Origin of the sequence: Fibrella forsythiae (assembly GCF_017353175.1) — a bacterium.
Taxonomy (GTDB): Bacteria; Bacteroidota; Bacteroidia; order Cytophagales; family Spirosomataceae; genus Fibrella; species Fibrella forsythiae.
Map to the genome: position 1 here is coordinate 602,990 of NZ_JAFMYW010000003.1, position 21,202 is coordinate 624,191.

Genomic DNA, 21,202 nt, shown 5'->3' on the forward strand with positions numbered 1-21,202 from the left:
CTATCGACTCATTATGCCTGGCTTTCTTCAGTGGTGAGTGGCTGCACTGAGCCTTCGGTGTTAACCTCAGCGCGGTCAGATACGTTGAATTTAGCCATCAGCTCAGCCGACACTTCGTTCGAGTACGTGCCCTGGGCCGCTACAAAAAGTCCTTTCATCCCGTTCGTGCAGGAGATGGCATACAATGTCATCTCGTCCCCGGGGTCAGATGTCCCTTCGAACCGGTGAAATTCGTCGACCTTGAACTCGTCGCTTTTGCACTTGACATCGTCTTGGCTGGTCACCTTGAGGTAATCTTTTTCGGGCGCAAATTCTTCGGTGTAGCCACGGCTCTGCAAATCCTGCATAGCCTCGGTAAGGGTGGTGAAATGAGTCATAACGAGCGTATGTTTTAGCAGTAAAACCACTTTGCAGGCAGGTTGTTCGCCGGGTGAGTAAGCGGTATTTCAGATAATCACTATATCTATTCGATAGTTTTTAAAGAACAAACCGACAGGTATGTGATTACATGTTGAAACAATTAATTGGTCAACGATGAAAAACGCACTAATTCTGGCACCTGCCCTGGCCCTTTTTGGGCTAAGTGCCTGCAAAAACAATGGTACTGATGTGAACGCGCCGGCTTTTGCCGAACGTACTTCCTTTACGGCCGCCCGCCAATATCCGGAAGGCATTGCCTATGCGCCTACGCTCAACAAGTTTGTTGTTACCTCGCTCACACTGGGTAAAGTTGGAACTGTTGACGTAAACGGAGTGTACGCTGATTTATTTAGTGATGCGCAACTCATTTCAACGCAGGGGGTGAAAGTATACAATGGTAAAGTGTACGTCTGTAACGCGGCCCAGGGAATTGCGACAAAAACAACGGCGGCGGCAACGATGAAAACGGCGGGACTTTTCGTCTACAACCTGAGCACGAACCAGATTGAACGTCGTACCGATTTGGCGGCTTTATTGCCAAACAATCAGCATCTGGCTAATGATGTGGCCATTGATGCGCAAGGTGTAGCCTATGTAACAGACTCGTTTTCGCCGGTCGTTTACCGGGTTGGAAGCGATGGTGCGGCCTCTATTTTAGTGAATAACCCAGTTTTAGGTGTTCCGTCGGGGCAGTTTGGGCTCAATGGCATTGTGGCTCACCCCAATAATTATTTGATTGTTGTGGTTGCCTCTACCGGCAAACTGTACAAGATTGATCTGGCCAACAGTAACACGATCACTGAAGTGACTGGCTTTTCGCCTGTAACCGGAGGCGACGGCATGGTCCTGATCAATGATGATCTGTATGTTGTGAACAACCGGAATCAGGTAACGCAATTACGCGGAGCCAACAACTGGGCAACAGCCTCAGTTATCAAAACAGATGCCGCAGGGTATGATCAGGCCACAACGAATACGGTAGTGAACGGGCAGGTATATACGCTCAACGCCCGGATTGGCGAAATATCAGCCGCGGCTGGGAATCCCACCAGCTTGACCTCATCTGCTTACAGCATTCAACGGTTTAAATAGATTTTTGTGTTTACCGTTTATTGTCTTCTGTCGCTTCGCTACTTAATAGCGCAACAGAAGACAGTAAACGGTAAACTCAATTTAACCATATATCCCCAATTACAACCGATAGCATAGAAATGGCGTCAGGTACGTGGTGAATCTGTAGATTACCATACAGATCACTAGTCACTACCTTCTTACGCCTGACTTTTCTATGCAACTCGTAATTGAAAATCTATCCAAAACGTACAATAACGGCGTTCGTGCCCTTGATAATGTCTCGCTGACTATTCCGACGGGGATGTACGGTCTGCTTGGTCAGAATGGCGCCGGCAAAAGCACGCTTATGCGCACGCTGGCTACTCTGCAAGACGCCGACAGTGGTACGGCGATGCTCGGCGACCTCGACGTGCTCAATCAGAAAGAAGCCGTTCGGCGCACGTTGGGCTACCTACCCCAGGAGTTCGGCGTCTATCCACGTGTATCCGCCTCGGAATTACTCGATCATTTTGCCCTACTGAAAGGCGTGATCAATGGCCGCGAACGGGCGCAGTTGGTTGAGGCGCTGCTGAACCGGGTCAATTTATATGATCACCGAAAGAAGGCGGTGAGCAGCTATTCGGGCGGTATGAAACAACGTTTCGGCATTGCCCAGGCACTCATCGGCGACCCTCAGCTTATTATCGTAGACGAACCTACGGCGGGTCTTGACCCCGGCGAACGCAATCGTTTCTACAATCTCCTATCCGAAATAGGCGAGAACGTTGTTGTCATTCTCTCTACCCATATTGTGCAGGATGTGATGGAACTCTGCAACAACATGGCCATCATTCATCAGGGCCGCGTTCTCTATGGCGGCACCCCCACGGCAGCCGTGGCCGGTCTAACGGGCCAGATCTGGGCCAAATCGATCAGCAAATCGGAACTGCCCACCTATCAGCAAATCCACACGCTGATCTCCAGCAAACTCGTGGCTGGCAAACCCCTCATTCATATCCTCAGCGACGTTGACCCCGGCGATGGTTTCACTGCCGCCCAGCCCGATCTGGAAGACGTCTTCTTTAGTCAGTTAAGAGTGAGGAGTTAAAAGTTAATAGTTGCGCTGCTCAATATATCAGACTCACGGCTAGGGAAAGTATCGTACAGGCTAAGTCGTTTGACTTTGCTGTCCGGATTGTAAAGATGTATCAATGACTTATTGAGAATCATCGAATTAAGCCACTTGCAAAACAAATTCTAAGAAGTGGAACGTCAATTGGCGCAAATGTCGAAGAGGCATTAGGGGGCTATTCGAAAAAGGATTTCGTTACCAAGATTGGTATAAGCCTGAAAGAAGCTCGTGAAACGCACTATTGGCTCAAACTGCTTCATGCGACTGGTTACTTAGAGCAAACCGCGTTCGATTCTATCTGCTATGACTGTCAAGAACTAATAAAGATGCTGGGTGCCATAAAAATCACAACTCAGCGAAATATAGCTGAAGAGTTAAACAAGTTGAAAGGCCGTCGTCTACAAAACTCTTAACTCTACACTCTCAACTTTTAACTGCATATGTTCTCCCACCTCTTCACCTTCGAAATCCGGTATTGGCTACGGCAGCCAATGGTCTGGATATTTATGCTGGTCAACATCACCATGTTTGCCTGGGCTACCGCATCAGATGACCTGACCATCGGTGGGTCGTTTGGCAATATCTTCAAAAATGCGCCTTATGTGATTCAGAATCAATACGGTGTCTGGACGATCTTTGCACTGCTGATGACCACCGCCTTTGTGCAGAACGCCGCTCTGCGCGACTTTACATACAACAGCCATCAACTCGTGTTCTCATCTCCCATCCGGAAGATCGATTACCTGGCGGGGCGGTTCTTCGGCGCGTTCTGTGTAGCACTGATCCCGTTCTTAGGAATTTCAATCGGCATTCTGCTGGGTACGTTGATCGGGCAGGTCACCGGGTCGGTTGAGCCGGAACGGTATGGACCAGTGGTTTGGTCGGCGCACGTAAACAGCTTTCTGACGTTTGCGGTAGGCAACACCTTTATCTCGGGGGCATTCATCTTCATGCTCGCTGCTCTGAGCCGGTCAACGGTAATTGCCTTTGTCGGCGCGGTGCTTCTGTTAGTAGCTCAGATCACCGCCTCAAACCTCACCGGCGACCTCGACAATGAACGGATGGTGGCTTATTTCGACGCGCTCGGCTTCGGTCCGTTCGGCCTTGTGACGAAATACTGGACGGTAGCCGAAAAGAATACGCAGTCGGTTGGGCTGCTGGATAGCTATATGGCCATCAACCGCCTGATCTGGTTTGGCGTTGGGCTGATCTTACTGGGTATCACGTACCTACGTTTCTCATTCAGTGAGCGAGTGAGCGGGGCGGGTTGGTTTCGTCGCAAAAAGAAGACTGACAGCCTGCCAACCGATGCTACAGGTATTGCCGTATTTGGCGAAGCGCAGCCGCTCCCCCGTGTACTGATTCAGACGGGCTCATCGGCACAGGTTGCCCAGATGTGGCGGGTAGCAAAGACTGATTTCAGGGGCACTATTCGGGGTACGGCTTTTCTGGTCATTATGATGTTGGGCCTGATTAACATGGGCTTTTCGCTGAAGTTTGCCGATAATTTCTACGGCCTGTACTCATTTCCCGTCACCTACAACGTGGTACAGACCATTCAGGGAACGATGGGCATTTTCCTGTTCGCCATTATTATTTTCTATTCCGGCGACCTGATCTGGAAAGAGCGTGATGCTGGCCTGGATCAGATTTACGATGCCACGCCGCACCGGAACTGGAGTGTATTTGTGGGAAAACTGCTGGCCATGATCGGCGTGGTACTAGTCATTCAAATCCTATGCGTATTGGCAGGTGTGGTGGCGCAAACGCTAATGGGTTATACGAATTATGACCTGAAACAGTACGCCATCGACTTTTTCGTACTGAGTATGTCGCGGCTTATTCCGATCATCGTGCTTTCGATGCTGTTGCATACACTGATCAATAATAAGTACGTCGCGTTTTTTGCTGTGGTCGTGGTGTTGATCACCAATGGCTATATCTGGGGGCCGCTCGACGTGCAGAGCAATCTGGCGCAGTTCAACGCTACGCCCAACTATACCTATTCCGACATGAACGGCTGGGGACCCTATGTGGCTGCGCTGGCGTGGTTCCGAACCTACTGGCTGCTGTTTGCTGCGCTGCTGAGTGTGAAAGCGGTGCTGTTCTGGGTACGTGGTAAAGACATAGGCTGGCGGTCGCGCTGGCAGAGCGCCAGACAGAATTTTGTGGGGTTGAACCGGCGTGTTACGGTGGGTTTACTGGCCGTCTGGCTAGCTGTTGGGGGCTATCTGTTCTATAATACATATGTGACTAATCCGTTCGATACGTCGAAAGTGCAGCAGAAACGGCAGGTGAGTTATGAGAAAACGTACAAGAAATATGAACACCGGCCGCAACCGCGTATTACCGACGTAGCTTACGTGATCGACCTGTATCCTGATGAGCGCGAGTTGTCGGTATCAGGTACGTATCAGCTGAAAAACCGCACGAACGTACCTATCGATTCGCTCCACATCGTGCTACCTAACCGCATGGAGTACCGCCTGACCATTGCCGACGCAAAACGCGTGCTGAACGATTCATTGCTTCAATACAGTATTTACCGGTTGGCGCGCCCAATGGCTCCCGGCGACTCGCTGACGCTGACCTGGACGGCCCACCGGCGGGCGCGGGGTATCGAAAACGAAGTGGAGTTTGTGCAGCAGGTGAACCAGAATGGCTCGTTTTTCAATAATATGGACATTTCGCCGCAGATCGGTTATCAGAAAGAGGGTGAGATCGGGGGCAAAAATGACCGGAAAGAATACGACCTGCCCGAACGAGCCCGGATGCCCAAACTGGAGCGTAATTGCACTACCGACTGCATGAACACCTACATTGGCGGTAGCTCCGATTGGGTGAATGTGCGGACAACCATCAGTACCGCACCCGATCAGATTGCAATAGCGCCAGGCTCATTGCGGAAAGAATGGACAGGCAACGACCTACAGGGCCGACCCCGCAAGTACTTTACGTATGCGCTTGACCACGAATCATTGAACTTCTATTCGTTCATCTCAGCCCGTTTTCAGGTTGATCGTACAAAGTGGAATGGCATTGACGTGGAGGTGTATTACGATAAGCAGCACCCCTACAACGTGCGAAACATGAGCGAGTCGATCAAACAGTCGCTGGCTTACTACACGGAGCATTTTGGACCCTACCGGCACCAGCAGGCGCGCATCATCGAGTTTCCACGCTATGCCAGTTTTGCCCAGGCGTTCCCGGGCACTATGCCCTATTCGGAAAGCATCGGCTTCATTTCAAAGATCGATCCTGAAACTGACGTTGACATGGTGAAATACGTAGTGGCGCACGAGATGGGGCACCAGTGGTGGGCGCATCAGGTAATTGGTGCCGAAATGCAGGGCGCCACCCTACTGTCTGAAACGATGGCCCAGTACTCGGCCCTGATGGTAATGCAGAAAGCCTACGGCCGCGACCGGATGAAGCGCTTTCTGGGGTATGAAAGTGACCGGTATCTGGGTGCGCGGGGCAGCGAATCAGAGAAAGAGGTGCCGCTCGAAAAGGTAGAAAATCAAGGGTACGTGCACTACAACAAGGGCAGCCTAGTCATGTTCAATATGAAGGAGTTCATTGGCGAAAAGGCGGTGAACAACGCCCTGCATGACCTCACGTCGGCCTTTGCCTACCGCCAGCCGCCGTATCCAACGTCCTACGAACTCGTTGATCGTCTGCGCGCTAATACGCCCGACTCTTTGAAATCGACGATCAAAGACCTGTTCGAGCAAATCACGATCTACGACAATCGGGCTACGGCCGTGAGCGCGAAGAAGCGAAAAGACGGGCAGTACGACGTATCGGTAACAGTGCAAACGGCTAAGCTCCTGGCCGACTCGCTGGGCAGGGAAACGCCGCTTCCGCTCAACGATCTCATCGATGTTGGCGTGTACGGTAAACCGGCCGACGGCAAGAAAATAGGGAAGCTACTCGCCATACAACGTACCCGGATGAAGGCCAAAACAGGTACGTATTCATTCGTGGTGAAAGAAGCCCCTTACGAAGCAGGCGTCGACCCACTCAGCTACCTCGCCGACCGTATTCCGGCCGATAATTTGAAGAAGATTACGGGGCTGTAATTAACGAATGGTACTTAGGTGGCTATTGATAATCAATTTAAGCACCATTTATTGTTGAATATGCTTTGCGCTATAAGTTGCTTACGCTGCGGTCGAAGGGCTCAGCGTAAGCAGCTTGTAGCGCAAAGCCAACACGCTTCGCGAGTATGTGAACATATCTGTTTATTTGCCACCGGTTTTTGGCTTAACTGATTGTGCCACTTCGATAAACGGAGCGATCCAGATTTCGTTTTCGTGCTGTTTCAGGAAGGCTAGTAGCTTGCGATGCTCGGGCAAAGCTACGTTCAGGTTATGTTCGCCACCCACGCCGTGGAAGAGGAAAACCAACACCGAATTGGTCGCCATAGCCTGTTTCACCAGTGCAATCATTTCCTCGCCCGATTGCCCGTTGATACCGTAAGCACCTACATTACCCAGATCAATGGCTGTGGGTTGCTTCATCTCGCTGGTAGTACCTCGGGCAGCAACAAAATCGCCGGTTACTTTTTCGTAGTAGTTTTCGCCGCCAACGGTTCGGTCGCCGCAGGGATAGGCGAAGGTGCGCTGTTTTTTGCCGTCGAGGGCTTCCAGGAATGTATTGGTCATCCGAATCTCGTCCACAATACGCGGTACGGTATACGTCCGCAGGTCGCGGTTGGCGCTTACCCATTCACGGCCAGGGCCACCCGTGCAGGGGTGAAATAGCGTATGATTTGCTAACTCATGCCCGTGCGTAGCGGCTTTTTTCCAGTCGGCAACACGTGCTGTAACGCCGGGAAAACTACCCGACAGGTAGAACGTGCCTTTGAACCCCAGCGAATCCAAAGCGGGAACCACATTGTCGAGATGGACTTGCAAACCATCGTCATAGGTCAGCGCCACTGCGCACTTTTTACCTTTCCAGGCGGGGTTTTGCGCGAAGAGCGAACCGCTAAAGAAGGCAAGCGCGATAAGTAGGAAGGAGTTTTTCATGCTGGCGGTTTATGGATTGTTTATTGACTCAGAGTCGTTTTGTCCTCCCGACGTCAGGAGGGATCGTGGCGTTCCGCCTCATGGCGATTGGCACTTTGAACAGGAGCGCCACGATCCCTCCTGACATCGGGAGGACAAAAAAGGCAATACAGCCAAACAACCTACGAAGGCTTCACCGTTAGCAATCCGCGACGGCGAAGCAGCGGTTTGATGTCGGGTTCGGCACCGCGGAAATTACGATATAGCGTCATTGGCTCGTCGGTGCCGCCGCGCTCGAGCACGTTCTTACGGAACGATTGCGCCGATTTCTGATCGAATAGCCCTTTCTGCTTAAACACTTCAAACGCATCCGCATCGAGCACCGCTGACCAGATATAGCTGTAATAGCCTGCCGAATACCCACCGGCGAAAACGTGCTGGAAATAGGTGCTCCGATAACGCGGCGGAATCTGGTCGATCAGGCCGATCTTGTCCATCGCCTGTTTTTCAAACGCGATTACCTCGGAAGGATCTTTCAGGCCGGGTGTCTGGCCAGGCTTGAGCGTGTGATAGGCCATGTCGAGCAGGGAAGCGGCTAGGTACTCGCTGGTTGCAAACCCCTGATTGAACAGGCTACTTTTCTCGATCTTCTCGATCAGCGCATCGGGAATAACCTCACCGGTTTTGTAATGCTTGGCATACAGTCTCATCATCTGCGGCTCCTGCGACCAGTTTTCCATGATCTGCGACGGTAACTCCACAAAATCGCGGGGAACGGACGTACCTGACTGGCTACCATAAGTCACGTTGGAAAGCAAGCCATGCAGCGCGTGGCCAAACTCGTGGAAAAACGTACGGGTCTCGTCGAGGCTCAACAGCGCGGGTGTATCGCCGGTGGGCTTCGAGAAGTTGCAGACAATCGATACAACGGGCGTTATTTTCTTGCCGTTTTCTACTTCCTGTCGCCGGTAGCTGGTCATCCAGGCACCACCCCGCTTGCTGGCGCGGGGGAAGAAATCCATATACATGATACCAATATGGCGGCCATCGTTTTCCTTCACTTCGTACGCAACAGCATCTTCGTGGTAGACGGGCAGGTCGGTGCGGCGCTCGAAACGCAGGCCATACAGCTTACTGGTTAGCATGAAAATGCCTTCGCGCACGTTGTCGAGCGAAAAATAGGGGCGGAGTTCCTGCTCATCGAGGGCAAACTTTTCTTTGCGCAACTTCTCGGCATAATAGCGCCAGTCCCAACCGGCTAGTTTCTCATTTTTTCCGTCCCGATTCATCAGGGCCTGTAACTCGTCGGCTTCTTTCCGGGCAACGGGCACCGTAGCTGTCCAGAGCTGATTCAGCAGTTCACCCACTTTAGCCGGAGTCTTGGCCATACTTTCTTCCAGAATGTAGGCGGCGTGGTTGTCGTAGCCCAGCAGTTGCGCCTTTTCAGCCCGTAGCGCTACCATACTGGCCATAATAGCTTTGTTGTCGCGCGCATCATTATGATTGGCCCGTTCCAGATAGGCCCGGTAGATTTTCTCGCGCAATGCCCGGTTGTCGGCATACTGCAAAAACGGCATGATGCTCGGGTTTTGCAGCGTAAAGATCCACTTGCCCGGCTGGGTACGTTTCTTCGCTTCGTCGGCAGCAGCGGCAACGATCGACGCGGGCAAACCACTCAGGTCTTCGGCCTTGTCGATCACCAGGGTATACGCGTTGTTTTCAGCGAGTAGATTCTGCCCAAATTTGAGCGTCAGCAACGACAGTTCGCCGTTGATTTTCCGGAGCCGATCCTGCTTCTCGGCCGATAGCCCCGCGCCGCCGCGTACAAAATCCTTATATGTTTTTTCGAGCAGCCGCTGTTGATCACCCGTCAGTTTTAGCTTGCTTCGCTGATCGTAAACGGCTTTTACCCGCGCAAACAGGGCCGGATTCAGCGAAATATCGTCGCTGTGTTTTGAGAGTTTGGGCGCTACTGTCTGGGCAATTTTCTGAAGCTCATCGTTGGTATTGGCGCTGTTCAGGTTGGCAAACACCGTGTTTACCCGGCGCAGCAGATCACCGCTTCCTTCCAGGGCTTCGATGGTATTGGCGAAGGTGGGTGCCCCGGTTTTGGCCACGATGGCGGTAATTTCGACGTCCTGTTGTTTCATCCCTTCCTCAATGGCCGGCTCAAAATGCTCAGGCTTGATTTTGTCGAAGGCCGGAACGCCAAACGGCGTGTTGTACGGACTGAAAAACGGGTTGGGCGTGGGCGGTTCAGCCATGGGGGCGAAGGCAGTCAGAAGCACAGTTGACGCGAGGAAAGCAAGCGTAGCTTTCATGGGATATCGGTAAGATGAAGGTCAGTAACAAAGATATTCATTTGCGCAGTGATAAAGGCGCGCTTACATCCCGGTGACGTACCTGTTTACGCTTCACAGCGTGATACCTTTTTTGCTGTAGGTCCGCCGCTGCAGTCGAAGGGCTCGCACGCGAAGCAACCTACAGTGTGAAGCTCCGTGCGAATAGTATTTACCGCTATTGCTTACTACAACGAGAATTATTGCTCAAGCTTTCCCAAGCATAGACAACGTAGCCGGGTCGGGCGTGCCGCTGTAATATTTGTCCAAAACGGCCTGGAAAATGGGGTCTGCATCAGGAACTAAGCTAAACAGGGTCATGCTGGACCGTAGCTTTACATCATCCGGTGAGCCCAGGATCTGCGTGGCCGGTTTGCCTTCCACATGCAACATAGCCGTGGCGATCTCAATCAGGCGCGGACCGAGTAGGGGGTGGTTCAGGTAATCGATGGCTTCCTGCAGGTCGTGTATGGCGTAGAAAGCGGCTGTACTGCTAAAGCCCAGGCCAGCTATCTGTGGGAAAACATACCACATCCAGTGGCTTCGTTTCTGCCCATTCCTGATTTCGGCCAGAGCCTGCGTATAGTTGCTGGCCTGCGCGTCGACAAAACGATTCAGATTCGTGGCTTCTTCCATGATTGATAAAGTAACGTGAGTGTTGGACAACTGACTGCCTTAGCGATTCCACCCGCATAGCCCCGCGAGGGGCGATAGGTCGATAGAAAGACGGCAACCCATTCGCTACCAGCCCCGTTAGGGACGACATGTTAAAGGTGTTACCTCAATTACATGTCGCCCCTGATGGGCCTCGGTCGATGGCCTTTTCGATTCTGGCTATTGGCATATCACCCCTGATGGGGTTATGCAGCTAAACCGGCTATTTATCCATGTTCAACTTCTGTAATTACGTAACTCCCTACGACCTGAACTGGCGGAGATTGTACGTAAACGTCATCATGAAATAGCGGTTCAGCACCAGCGAGCGGCTGTCTTCCAGGTACGTCTCCGAGAACGTCCGGCTGACGCTGTTGTTCTGATTCAGCAAATCGAAGACCGACAATTTCAGCTCGCCATTCTGGTTCTTGAACAGCCGTTGCGCGAAACTGGCGTTCCACAGCGTGAACTTCTGATTGAACCCGCCCGACAAGCCCGCATACTGCTGGTAGTTGATATCGGAGCGCAGCACCATCCCTTTCCAGATATTCCAGACCACGTTAGCTCCGGCGGTTTGGGTATTGAACGAGTTGTTCAGCTTCGGTTGCAGCGTATTGATGGCCCGATTGTAGCCGTAGTTGTACGACACCGTGAAGTCGATCTTCTCGCTGATGTTGCTGCTGAGTACCACACCCTGGCTGATGGCGTAGGTGTTGGCCCGGTTCACCTGGTAGTTGATCAGGCTGGGCGCGCTGCTGTAATTCAGGCTGGTGTTCAGGTTCAGGTTGCTTTTCATGAACGTCAGCGGTGTGCCGTACGAACCAAATAACCGCAGATTCACGGCGTCTTCAGTGTTGACCGGGCGGGTTAGCTGCGTACCCTTTTGGAGAAAGATGCCTTCTCCTGTTGATGAAACAACACCGGGAACCCGCATGGCGCTGTCGGCAATGAACAGCGACGAACCGATCGGATCCTGCGTGTAGTTGGCGCTAATCAGGGCAACCAGGCTGCTGGCTTTCTGGACCGCCGTTTTAGTGAAGCGGGCCGAAATGTTGTGGCTGTAACTCTGTTGCAGATCGGGGTTGCCGATGGTCTGCAAGAGTGGGTTGGTGTTGTTCAGTACGTTTTGCAACTGGTTGATGCTCGGTGCCTGCGTGTTGGTGCGGTACGTAAACCGAAGCCGCAGATCTTCCGTGAAACGATAATCGGCCGTGACGGTGGGCAGCAGGTTCGTAAACGCGCGATTCACCATGCCGATGCGGGGGAACAGTTGATCGCTCTGTAAGTCAGCCCGTTGTAGATCGACGGAAGCCGACAGGCGTACCTTTTTCGAGTTTACGTTATAGCCGACGCCCGCGCGCTGGGTCAGGTAGTCATTGTCGAAGCGGTTGCTCAACAGTGAATCCAGCAGATCGTAGCGGTCTGAGGCAGGATTAAGTTTGTAGGTAAGCCGATCAGAATTACTGTGGTTGATCCCCGCGCTGTACGACAACTGCAACATGCCTTTACCCAGTGGCTCCGTGTAATTCAGGTTGGCCGACAATTGGTAGCTGTTCGACAGGTTGGTTGTCCGCTGGTTGATGAGCTGCCGGGTGGTTGTATCGACGCCCACAAAATCATTGACCGATGCCAGCGTACTCATTCCATTCCGGTCGTTGACCGACGTACCCAGATTCAGCGACATCGTACGGCCCCGTTTCTCGAACCGGTGACGGAACAGCAGATTGTTGCTGAAGGATAATCCCTGATTGGTCGACGAAAACGAATTGTCTGATCGGTTGAGCAGGCTGTTACCAAGCCGGGTTTCACTATTTGTCAGCGAATTTGACTGGTTCGTTTGAAAGCTCAGGCGAGGCGTCAGCAGGATCGAGTTGTTCTTGTTGATGGTGTAGTCGAGCCGGAAGTTCAGCCTGTGGTTGAGGTTTGTGTTGTTGTTAGTGGTCTGTTCGCGGTATGTCTGGGTCGAATCGCCGGTTTTCTGGTAATATTCCCGCAGCAGCGATTGCTCGTTCCGGTTGTTGCTCTGGTTCAGAAAATAGCTGCCCCGGATGGTCATCTTCTTTCCCCACGAATCACTGTAGTTGATCCCCAGTGAATTGGTAGTATTGATACCGCTCTGCTGACCAACCAGAAAGTTGTCGGTGCCTCCGCCACCCCCGTTACCGCCACCGCCCGGTGCGCCGCCTCCGCCTCCCCGGCCGCCGCGCCCACCGCCGCCGCCACCCTGACGCTGATTACCACCGCCTCCGCCGCCTAATACACCCAACAGGTCCTGACTCGCGAAATTCTGCTGGTTGATGTTATTGCTTTGTCCGATGATCGAGATGCGTCGGTCTCCCTTGAACAGGTTCACACTTCCCCCCGCCGCGAAGGTGGCGTCGGTTCCGGCAACGGCTGTTCCTACACCGCCGTACACCTTCCCAAACTGCCCGTTTCGTTTGTCGGCCCGGGTGGTAATGTTGATGGTTTTAATGGTGTTGCCGTCGTTCACGCCCGTGAACTGCGACTGGTCACTTTGCCGGTCGAACACCTCAATTTTGTCGATTACTTCGGCGGGTAAATTCCGCAGGGCAATGGTCGGGTCATCACCGAAGAAAGGCTTGCCATCTACCAGGATTTCCTGCACCGTTTCGCCCTGCACCTTTATGCCTCCGCCACTCATATCCACACCGGGCATTTTCTTGATGAGGTCTTCGGCCTGCGCATCGCGGTTTACTTTGAAGGCATTGGCGTTGAACTGAAGCGTATCACCCTTTTGCTCGGCGGTAGGTGTTTTGCCTTTGACCACAATCTCGTTGAGTTGCCGGGCTGTTTCCAGCAGAATGATCGTGGGTACGTTCACCTCCCCCGAATCGAGCTGTACGGTTTGTTCGGTATTGTTGTACCCCACGAACGAGGCAATCAGCTTGTAACTACCGGCAGGCAGATTGTCGAACATAAACCGACCATCCAGCCCCGTCACCATACCGCGCCGGATTGTGCTGTCGGTTAGGCTGTTGGCCCGTATGGTAACGCCAATCAGCGTATCGCCTTTGGCACCGGTAATGTTACCACTGATCGAGCCGGTTTGTTGGCTAAACCCGACGGTGACGGTTAGTAAGATGAACAGCAGACCCAGTGCTGATCGGCTGAATTGTTGGGGCAGGGATAGGTTCATAACGTTGAGTGATAGACGAAAAGCGCCTGATAAAAAGGGAGTTGGATAAAGCATGAATACCAAACACGACTAGTTTGTTTGGTGTCCTTCACAGGCTTAGGCCCCGAACCCGAACGGAACTTGCGGTGGGGTGCAAAAAAAAGAGGAACACTCGCAAGGGTGTTCCTCTTTTGTTCTCGGCATTCCAGCGGGGCACCTACCGCACCGAATCTGAAACCATACCCGCCCGCCTTGAACGGGGCATACGGAAGGCGCGGCTGGGTAGTTCGCCCAGCAGTTTATTCAAAAGGGTGCGTTGCTCAGGCGTACAGATAGCCGCTACCCGGTCGAAGTGAGTAAGCGTAATCAGGTCAATCTCGGCGGCTTGCTGATGAAAAGCCGTGACCAGTTCGCGTCGGTGTGTATCGGTCAGTGACGAGTCGAGCAGGTGAAAATAGGCTTTTCTGGCTTGTTTTAGCGGCTTCTGACGCGCTTCTACTTGCTGAAAATAAGCCTTTTGCAAGCTCACCAGTTGCTGACGTTGCTGCGGGCTGAACCCAAGGGTATCGGCCAGGAACGTACCTGAGTTGGCCCGGTTGCGTCGATGCTCTGCTGTGGCTGCCGGACGTACCCAGATCCAGGTAAGCAGTCCAATGTTAAGGGCTACCAGCGCCACAATGATTCCCAGGAAAAAACGGATGCGCCGCTGTTCATTCATACGCTAAAATAACCGGGTCTACGTCGTAATCATCGACTAATGAATGGGTGGTTGTGGTTGCCATCTGGTCAGGCGTGGGCTGGCTACGGGTGGTCGTCAACCAGGCGGCGCCTATGTTCAGCAGCACCAGTAAGAGCAAGGCTGAATAGGCGTACACAGGTTTGCGTAACCACCACGGTAGCCAATCGGTCTGCTCAACAGATTTAGCCAGGCGGGCCTGTAAGCGGGTGTAAAAAAATGGCCGTAGTTCGGGTTGTGGGCGTTTCCCCCACCGCTGGAAATCGGCCTCCCACTGCTCTTCGTTTGGTTCCTGCGTTGATTCGTTCATGGTACGATGTACGGTGTTAGTCGTTTGCGTAGCGTTTGGCGGGCCCGGAAGAGTAATGACTCCACTGCCGACACCGACGTTTGCATCACGTCGGCAATTTCCTGGTACGATAGTTCTTCCTGGTAATGAAGTGTAAAGGCCACCTTCTGCGACTCGGCCAGTTTCTGCACGGCCTGGTTTATGAGCTGGGTACGTTCGTTGGCTTGGAGCACTGTTTCTGGAGTCTGAAAATCGGGTGGGTCAAATCGCTCAGGTTCTTCGTCGCCAAAAAGGCTCGTCAGGAAGGCAAATCGTTTTTTACGTTTACGGTCACGTTCTTTTTTCAATGCCCGCGAGGTCGTCAGTCGATACAGCCAGGTGGCCAGACTGGCTTCGCCGCGAAAACTCCCAATAGTTTTGTAAACGTCCACAAACACTTCCTGCGCCACATCTTCCGCATCTTCGGGCGTTGGCACAATGGCCAGCGCCGTCCGAAAAACCCGCGTCTGATACGTGTCGACCAACCATCGGAAAGCCGATTCGTCGCCTTGTCGAAGGCGGTCGAGCCGGGCTATTTCGTCGGGTTGTTCGTTCTGCACATCAGCGTTCTTTTGTCATTAGGCCCCGTTGGTGGAGTAAACTTGCGGTGGAAATATAAAAATGTCATCTCTATAATTCCTGTCCGCAGTGGGGGCAGCGGCGGGGGGCTTTTTGGTACCGGATGTGTTCGGTAAAGCCAGAAACCAGGATACCGGTTGGCAGGGCAAACAGCGCAATGCCCAGAATGGCCGAAATGCCACCCAGCACTTTGCCGAGGGGCGTAATGGGATGAATATCACCGTACCCCACGGTGGCCATGGCATTAATGCCCCACCACATTGTAGCCGGAATACTCGAAAACGCCTGAGGCTGAGCGGGATGCTCGACGTAGTACATGACGCTGGAGATGATAATAAGCATGAAAATGACCATAATCAGGCTCAGCACCAACTCTTCCTTCTTCTCACGTACGACGTTTAAAATCAACCGGTAAGCGTGCGAATATTTAGAGATTCGGAACAGCCGGAAGATCCGAAAAAGACGCAGGATACGAACAATGGCCAGGTCAGTGGCAAACAAACTGACGTAGAAGGGAAGAATAGCGAGCAGATCGATGATGGCCGACGCCGACAGAACGTACCTGAGCCGCCCGTAGAACCAATGGCTATAGCGCTCATTCTCCACACAGATCCACACACGCAGGGCATATTCAATGGTAAAAAATATGACCGAAAACAGCTCGAAATCGTAGAACAGCCGATCATATTTCTGGCTGTACGCAGGCACCGTATGCATCACAATAGCAATGGCATTCAGTGTGATAATGGTGATCAACGTAATGTTGAACACAAGGCTAAGGCCCCGTCGCTTACCCGCCGACGTTTCGATGACGCGGTAGATTGTACGGCGAAGGTTCATGAGAGCAGGCGAGCGCATAATTGACGCGGATTGACTGACGTGTGTTGGCTGGTGCATCTTGTGTGGAAGGACGTAGGCATTGCTGACGCAGGCGTAGGGCGGAGGCGAGCGTATCGTAAAATTTGTCGGATGGCCAGTTGGCGGGGTTGTTTACGATGTAATCGGCAATGTTTTTGTACGATTGGTCATTGCGAATGATGTGCTCGTAATAATTACGTTGCCAAAGCTTTCCCGTTCGTAGGCCTGGCTTTTCCACCTTAAATAAATCTAAGCAAGCCAACGCCACCAGCGATTTATATGCACAAATTATGTCGTTCATCGTCTGGGAAGTGGGATGCACAATGTCTAAAATGCCATGCAGATGATTTGGCATGAGTTGATACGCATCAAGAGCCAGGCCTGGAAACCGTTTGAGCAGCAGCAACCATTGGTCGTAAGCAATTTGACCAACCGAGCGTAACTGCATGGTCTCGCCGAGAATCTGGCCAAACCAATGTCGTCTGTCCTGCGTACAGATCGTGATAAAATACAACCCTTCCTGCGAGTAATCGTAGCCCTCCATTCGAATTGACCGTCGGTGTTTGCCTACCATGCTGTTTGTGTTTATACAGCAATATTATTCATAAATGGCTGATCTGTAGCATGCATATTGCTGACGTATGGCGTACGTGTATGGCTTGCCGCCGCCCTACGCGCGCGTCAGCCATACAGCCAATTACCCGTTATACGGAAAATCCAGCGGGTCAGGATAAACGAAGACGTACCTGGTTGCCTGCGTTAATTTGTCGCCGTTGATGACTTTGAAAGGCACGGGCTCAGCAGGAGCAACAAACGTAGGAAGAGCGTACCCGAAATCGGCGCAGCTTTTTCGGTAGATGGCTTCGCGGGTAGGATGCTGTGGCGCTACCGCATTGAACGTACCTACCAACCCTTGTGAAATAACGGAGGAGATCAAACCAACGGCATCGACTTGGTGCAGGTAATTCACAGGTACGTTACCACTATCGACGGTTCGGCCAGCCACGTATTTGCCGGGTATTCGTTGATCACCCATCAGCCCGGCACAACGTACAATGGTAACAGCCCGAACCTGGTTAGCCAGCGATGACCAGATTTGTTCGGCCTGTGTCAACGCTGGTGCTGCCGACTGGTCGGGCGTGATCACATCGGCTTCAACCATGTCACGATTCAGTTCTGGATAGACCGACGTTGAGCTAACGTACAGGATGTGCTTGATGCGGGAGGAACGTACCTGATCGGCCAGCAGGCGCATCTGTTCCGGGTGGAAGGCATCGCCCTGTTTGCCTGCTTTGGGCGGAATGTTCACAACCAGATAGTCGACATCGAGCAGCGGGGTAAGATCGCCTTCGGGGCCGGGATTCAGCTGAAGCAGGTACGTGTCGATGCCCTGCTGGCGAAGTTGCGGCACTTTTTCCGGCGTAGTGGTGCTGCCACGAACCGACAGGCCTAACTGCTGCATCTGCTCGGCTAGCGGTGCTCCCAGCCAACCAAGGCCGATGATACTAAGCTGCAACGATTTCATCGGCATTTACCCAGACTTCCATGGTGGTCATGGTCATCGGGCCAAACTGAGTCATGAACGCTACGTCGGCCGCATCACGTCCGTAAGCTACGGTAATGCGGTTGCCTTTTGGCTCGGTCTGTGTGGCGTCGAAGGTGTACCAAATGCCATTGATGTACGCTTCGAACCAGGCGTGGAGATCCATCGGTTTCAGCTCATGCAGGTAGCCAACCACCATACGGGCCGGAATGCTCAGGCTCCGACAAAGCGAAATGCCCAAATGTGTAAAGTCGCGGCAAACCCCCACCTTATTGTAGAGCGTATCGGCGGCTGAGGTGGTCGAGTCGCTGGTGCCGTACTCGTATTTGATGTTGGAGTTGATCCAGGCCCTGATCGCTTCAGCCTGATCGTAACCAGGCGCTGCATTGGCCACAATTTTCGCCGCTTCGTTGATGATGACCAGATAGTCGGACGGGCAATAGCGGCTGGGAAGCAGGAAGTGCAGTACGTCGTCGGGCAAATCCTGCACAATCGTTAGCGGAGCGCCTGGGTCGGTGGCAATAATGTCATCGGTTTGTACAACTGCCTGGGTACGTATCCGAAATTTTCCCGCCGGGGCAATGAGGCGCTGACACAGGTTACCATATAAGTCTGTAAACTCAGTGACGGGCACCTCCGGCTCCATCTCATAGGTTTCGCTGACGATCCATTGTCCGGCTCCAGATCGTGGGCGGAGCATAAGCATTAGTGGTGTATCGTCCTGAACGTCAAACTGTAGTTCACAGCCGGCAGTAAGTTTCATAATTAGAGTTTCAGGTTTCAGGTTTCAAGTTTCAAGTAGCGTTGCTGTTTTACATGACGGTGAATCTGCAACGCTACTTGAAACCTGAAACCTGAAACTAAAGCAGACTATAGCTTAATGGTTGTTCTTCTACTTTAAATTTCGTGCCTTTGTACCCTGAGGTACGTACGTATGACATAAAACCACTGATGATTCGAATGGTTTCCAAGGTAAGGTTATAAGCTACGTTAAATTCTGTCTGGCTAATATACTGCTGGTCAAGGGCGCGGTATAATTGAGATCTTACCTCGCCCAGGGATCCTTTGTCAATGCTAAGAAAGTGCACAAGTTCTTTGGCACCATCTCGTTCATACCCCTCTGCGATATTATCCATCACAGAACCACTAGAGCGTCGAATCTGATCAATAAGGCTAAAGTCGCTAGCAAATTGTGGCGCTTTAGTCATCGTGTAGATGAGGGAGCATAATTCGCGGCTCTTCTGCCAGCAAAGCAGATCTTCGAATCGCCGTATGGTAGCCATAAAAAAGGTTTCAGGTTTCAAGGGCGCCGCTAAGATACGTGTCTGGTAGGTTAGCGGAGCACTTGAAACCTGAAACTTTTCTCCTTACCAGACCCGGATTCGCTGATCGGGGGCTTTGTAGAGTTTATCGCCAGCTTTTACATTGAATGCCTGATACCAGGCGTCGATGTTGCTCAATGGACCATTACACCGGTATTGACCAGGAGCGTGCGGGTCGGTTAGAATCAGTTGTGCTTGCTGTTCGGGTAGTACGTTGATCCGCCATACCTGCGCCCACGACAGGAAGAACCGCTGATCGGGGGTAAATCCGTCAATGGCCGTATTGCCCTGACCCTGCTTGGTTTTTTTGAACGCATCATAAGCAATGGCAAGTCCACCCAGGTCGGCCAGATTCTCGCCCAGCGTCAGTTTACCATTTACCGCCAGCGTGTCGAGCACTTTGTAGCCAAAGAACTGTGCTTCTACTTTACCAGCCCGCTCTTTAAACTTATCGGCGTCGGCTTTGGTCCACCAGTCGCGAAGGGTACCGTCGGCGTCGTACTGACGGCCCGAATCATCGAAACCGTGGGTCATCTCGTGGCCAATTACGGCACCAATGCCGCCGTAGTTGATCGCATCATCGGCCGCTGCATCGAAGAAGGGAAATTGCAGAATAGCAGCCGGGAAGGCGATCTCGTTGTTGACCGGGCTGTAGTAGGCATTTACCGTTGGCGGTGTCATGCCCCATTCTGTTTTATCAACGGGTTTGCCGAGGCGGTTGATCATGTAGTTGTACGACCACTGACCGGCCGCGTCTACGTTGCCAAAGAAATCGTTCCGCTTGATGGTCACGCCGTCGTAGTTCTTCCACTTGTCTGGATAGCCAATTTTCCGTTTGAAGGATACCAGTTTATTTACCGCTTTCTTTTTCGTGTCGGGCGTCATCCAGTCCAGGCCGTTGATGTGCTCTTTGAACGAAGCTTCGAGGTTATCAACCAGCGTCATCATTCGTTGCTTGGCTTCGGGCTTAAAATAGTTCTGTACATACAACTGACCCAGCATGTCGCCCAGCGTACCGTCGATCAGGCTGCTGACACGCTGCCAGCGAGGCGTCTGCTCTTTCTGACCGGTCAATACTTTCGAGAAAGCAAAGTTCTGATTCACAAAAGGCGAACTCAGGTAAGGGGCTGCGCCACGCAGGAGGTTCCAGCGCATATACGTTTTCACGTCGGCTACGGGCGTGGCCACCAGCAGGCTGTCCATCGACTTAAAGAAGGTCAGGTTGCTTACCAGTACCGTATCCTGACCTTCCACGCCAAACCGTTTCATCTGGTCAATCCAGTTGATGTGTGGCGTTAATTTATCGAACTCTTTAACGGTCAGCTTGTTATATGTTTTGTACGGATCACGCATCTCTACGCGGGCCATCTGAGCACGCGCCAGCGCCGTTTCGAGTTTGATCACCTTGTCGGCGCTTTGTGCGGGGTTGGCGTCGGCAATCAGGCCAAACATCTTGGTCAGGTGATCGCGGTAGGCATCCCGGATTTTGGTGCTGCGCGGGTCGTTTTTCAGGTAATAATCACGGTCGGGGAGGGTAGTGCCGCCCTGCCCGAACTGCGGCAGGTACTTGCTCACGTTCTTACGGTCCTGCGATACTGAGAAACCATGCAGCATACCGTTGCTCTGCCGACGCTGGTAGGCCAGTTCGTTCAAGACATCGGTCATGTTCTGGAGTTTGTCGACGCGGGCGAAATCGGGCTTCAGTGGATCCCATCCCCGTTTTTCGATCGTGACGCTATCCATGCCGCTGGCGTAGAAATCGCCCACCATTTGTTGTAGGCGACCTTTCTTCGGGTTTTTGGCAGCATCCTGAAGCAGGCTTCGCATAGCTTCCACGCTCTTTTCACGGAGTTCATTGAAACTACCCCACGACGTTTTAGAGGCTGGTACTGTGTTTGTTTTCAGCCAGGTGCCGTTAGCATAGCGGTAGAAGTCATCGCCCGGCTTCACGCTGGCATCCATATTCTTTGGATCGATGAATTTCCGCTGATCGGGTGGCGTTGGCTTTTTGGGCGGATTATTGGCGAGTGTGGTACTGCCTGCGACCAGCAGCGCAGCAGCCACCAAGAGGCACTGTTTTTTCATGAAAA

General features: G+C 52.5%; 18 protein-coding genes. 4 read left to right on the forward strand and 14 right to left on the reverse strand.

From position 1 onward, the window contains the following. Positions 1 to 11: 11 nt before the first annotated feature. The gene (locus J2I46_RS13945) at positions 12 to 377 is read right to left on the reverse strand and encodes a hypothetical protein (RefSeq protein WP_207329630.1); all 366 of its coding nucleotides are present in this window, start codon (positions 375 to 377) and stop codon (positions 12 to 14) included. 157 nt (positions 378 to 534) lie between these two features. Between J2I46_RS13945 and J2I46_RS13950 the strand changes: the two genes are divergently transcribed. The 4 genes from J2I46_RS13950 to J2I46_RS13965 all read left to right on the forward strand — a co-directional run bounded on the left by J2I46_RS13950 (position 535) and on the right by J2I46_RS13965 (position 6,687). Next, on the forward strand, positions 535 to 1,512 hold the full coding sequence (locus tag J2I46_RS13950; protein WP_207329631.1) for a gluconolaconase: 978 nt from the start codon (positions 535 to 537) through the stop codon (positions 1,510 to 1,512). Between the two features lie 196 nt (positions 1,513 to 1,708). Continuing rightward, positions 1,709 to 2,581, forward strand: coding sequence for an ABC transporter ATP-binding protein (locus tag J2I46_RS13955; RefSeq protein WP_207329632.1), 873 nt, complete (start codon positions 1,709 to 1,711; stop codon positions 2,579 to 2,581). Between the two features lie 125 nt (positions 2,582 to 2,706). Further along, positions 2,707 to 3,018, forward strand: a complete 312-nt coding sequence (locus tag J2I46_RS13960; protein ID WP_310589030.1) for a four helix bundle protein — start codon at positions 2,707 to 2,709, stop codon at positions 3,016 to 3,018. Between the two features lie 27 nt (positions 3,019 to 3,045). Next, positions 3,046 to 6,687: an ABC transporter permease/M1 family aminopeptidase gene (locus J2I46_RS13965; protein WP_207329633.1), complete on the forward strand. Its 3,642-nt coding sequence runs from the start codon at positions 3,046 to 3,048 to the stop codon at positions 6,685 to 6,687. Between the two features lie 162 nt (positions 6,688 to 6,849). Here the strand turns inward: J2I46_RS13965 and J2I46_RS13970 are convergent, their stop codons facing one another. The 13 genes from J2I46_RS13970 to J2I46_RS14030 form a co-directional block, all read right to left on the reverse strand. Continuing rightward, on the reverse strand, positions 6,850 to 7,638 hold the full coding sequence (locus J2I46_RS13970; RefSeq protein ID WP_207329634.1) for a polysaccharide deacetylase family protein: 789 nt from the start codon (positions 7,636 to 7,638) through the stop codon (positions 6,850 to 6,852). 161 nt (positions 7,639 to 7,799) lie between these two features. Further along, the gene (locus J2I46_RS13975; RefSeq protein ID WP_207329635.1) at positions 7,800 to 9,938 is read right to left on the reverse strand and encodes a M3 family metallopeptidase; all 2,139 of its coding nucleotides are present in this window, start codon (positions 9,936 to 9,938) and stop codon (positions 7,800 to 7,802) included. A gap of 225 nt (positions 9,939 to 10,163) precedes the next feature. Next, positions 10,164 to 10,592, reverse strand: coding sequence for a DUF1810 domain-containing protein (locus J2I46_RS13980; RefSeq protein WP_207329636.1), 429 nt, complete (start codon positions 10,590 to 10,592; stop codon positions 10,164 to 10,166). 280 nt (positions 10,593 to 10,872) lie between these two features. After that, complete coding sequence (locus J2I46_RS13985; RefSeq protein WP_207329637.1) at positions 10,873 to 13,767, reverse strand: TonB-dependent receptor; 2,895 nt, start codon at positions 13,765 to 13,767, stop codon at positions 10,873 to 10,875. A 196-nt stretch (positions 13,768 to 13,963) separates the two neighbouring features. After that, on the reverse strand, positions 13,964 to 14,464 hold the full coding sequence (locus J2I46_RS13990; RefSeq protein ID WP_207329638.1) for a Spy/CpxP family protein refolding chaperone: 501 nt from the start codon (positions 14,462 to 14,464) through the stop codon (positions 13,964 to 13,966). Then, a complete protein-coding gene (locus tag J2I46_RS32860) occupies positions 14,457 to 14,792 on the reverse strand; it encodes a hypothetical protein (RefSeq protein ID WP_229379746.1) in 336 nt (111 codons plus the stop codon). The genes J2I46_RS13990 and J2I46_RS32860 overlap by 8 nt, the downstream gene beginning before the upstream one ends. Next, positions 14,789 to 15,370, reverse strand: coding sequence for an RNA polymerase sigma factor (locus J2I46_RS14000; protein ID WP_207329639.1), 582 nt, complete (start codon positions 15,368 to 15,370; stop codon positions 14,789 to 14,791). The genes J2I46_RS32860 and J2I46_RS14000 overlap by 4 nt, the downstream gene beginning before the upstream one ends. A gap of 70 nt (positions 15,371 to 15,440) precedes the next feature. Next, a complete protein-coding gene (locus J2I46_RS14005) occupies positions 15,441 to 16,229 on the reverse strand; it encodes an ion transporter (protein ID WP_207329640.1) in 789 nt (262 codons plus the stop codon). Further along, positions 16,180 to 16,791, reverse strand: a complete 612-nt coding sequence (locus J2I46_RS14010) for a transposase (protein WP_207329641.1) — start codon at positions 16,789 to 16,791, stop codon at positions 16,180 to 16,182. Before J2I46_RS14010 ends, J2I46_RS14005 begins: the two co-directional genes overlap by 50 nt. A gap of 153 nt (positions 16,792 to 16,944) precedes the next feature. Continuing rightward, a complete protein-coding gene (locus J2I46_RS14015; protein WP_229379747.1) occupies positions 16,945 to 17,772 on the reverse strand; it encodes a Rossmann-fold NAD(P)-binding domain-containing protein in 828 nt (275 codons plus the stop codon). Continuing rightward, complete coding sequence (locus tag J2I46_RS14020; RefSeq protein WP_207329643.1) at positions 17,753 to 18,553, reverse strand: transglutaminase-like domain-containing protein; 801 nt, start codon at positions 18,551 to 18,553, stop codon at positions 17,753 to 17,755. Before J2I46_RS14020 ends, J2I46_RS14015 begins: the two co-directional genes overlap by 20 nt. 97 nt (positions 18,554 to 18,650) lie before the next feature. Continuing rightward, the gene (locus tag J2I46_RS14025) at positions 18,651 to 19,073 is read right to left on the reverse strand and encodes a four helix bundle protein (protein ID WP_207329700.1); all 423 of its coding nucleotides are present in this window, start codon (positions 19,071 to 19,073) and stop codon (positions 18,651 to 18,653) included. An 84-nt stretch (positions 19,074 to 19,157) separates the two neighbouring features. Further along, a complete protein-coding gene (locus J2I46_RS14030) occupies positions 19,158 to 21,197 on the reverse strand; it encodes a M13 family metallopeptidase (RefSeq protein WP_207329644.1) in 2,040 nt (679 codons plus the stop codon). Positions 21,198 to 21,202 lie beyond the last annotated feature (5 nt).

What these genes read in the sequence shown, in the direction of transcription:
- J2I46_RS13945 (WP_207329630.1), bottom strand. Translation starts at nt 377, where the DNA reads ATGACTCATTTCACCACCCTTACCGAGGCTATGCAGGATTTGCAGAGC.
- J2I46_RS13950 (WP_207329631.1), top strand. Translation starts at nt 535, where the DNA reads ATGAAAAACGCACTAATTCTGGCACCTGCCCTGGCCCTTTTTGGGCTA.
- J2I46_RS13955 (WP_207329632.1), top strand. Translation starts at nt 1,709, where the DNA reads ATGCAACTCGTAATTGAAAATCTATCCAAAACGTACAATAACGGCGTT.
- J2I46_RS13965 (WP_207329633.1), top strand. Translation starts at nt 3,046, where the DNA reads ATGTTCTCCCACCTCTTCACCTTCGAAATCCGGTATTGGCTACGGCAG.
- J2I46_RS13970 (WP_207329634.1), bottom strand. Translation starts at nt 7,638, where the DNA reads ATGAAAAACTCCTTCCTACTTATCGCGCTTGCCTTCTTTAGCGGTTCG.
- J2I46_RS13975 (WP_207329635.1), bottom strand. Translation starts at nt 9,938, where the DNA reads ATGAAAGCTACGCTTGCTTTCCTCGCGTCAACTGTGCTTCTGACTGCC.
- J2I46_RS13980 (WP_207329636.1), bottom strand. Translation starts at nt 10,592, where the DNA reads ATGGAAGAAGCCACGAATCTGAATCGTTTTGTCGACGCGCAGGCCAGC.
- J2I46_RS13985 (WP_207329637.1), bottom strand. Translation starts at nt 13,767, where the DNA reads ATGAACCTATCCCTGCCCCAACAATTCAGCCGATCAGCACTGGGTCTG.
- J2I46_RS13990 (WP_207329638.1), bottom strand. Translation starts at nt 14,464, where the DNA reads ATGAATGAACAGCGGCGCATCCGTTTTTTCCTGGGAATCATTGTGGCG.
- J2I46_RS32860 (WP_229379746.1), bottom strand. Translation starts at nt 14,792, where the DNA reads ATGAACGAATCAACGCAGGAACCAAACGAAGAGCAGTGGGAGGCCGAT.
- J2I46_RS14005 (WP_207329640.1), bottom strand. Translation starts at nt 16,229, where the DNA reads ATGAACCTTCGCCGTACAATCTACCGCGTCATCGAAACGTCGGCGGGT.
- J2I46_RS14010 (WP_207329641.1), bottom strand. Translation starts at nt 16,791, where the DNA reads ATGGAGGGCTACGATTACTCGCAGGAAGGGTTGTATTTTATCACGATC.
- J2I46_RS14015 (WP_229379747.1), bottom strand. Translation starts at nt 17,772, where the DNA reads ATGAAATCGTTGCAGCTTAGTATCATCGGCCTTGGTTGGCTGGGAGCA.
- J2I46_RS14020 (WP_207329643.1), bottom strand. Translation starts at nt 18,553, where the DNA reads ATGAAACTTACTGCCGGCTGTGAACTACAGTTTGACGTTCAGGACGAT.
- J2I46_RS14025 (WP_207329700.1), bottom strand. Translation starts at nt 19,073, where the DNA reads ATGGCTACCATACGGCGATTCGAAGATCTGCTTTGCTGGCAGAAGAGC.
- J2I46_RS14030 (WP_207329644.1), bottom strand. Translation starts at nt 21,197, where the DNA reads ATGAAAAAACAGTGCCTCTTGGTGGCTGCTGCGCTGCTGGTCGCAGGC.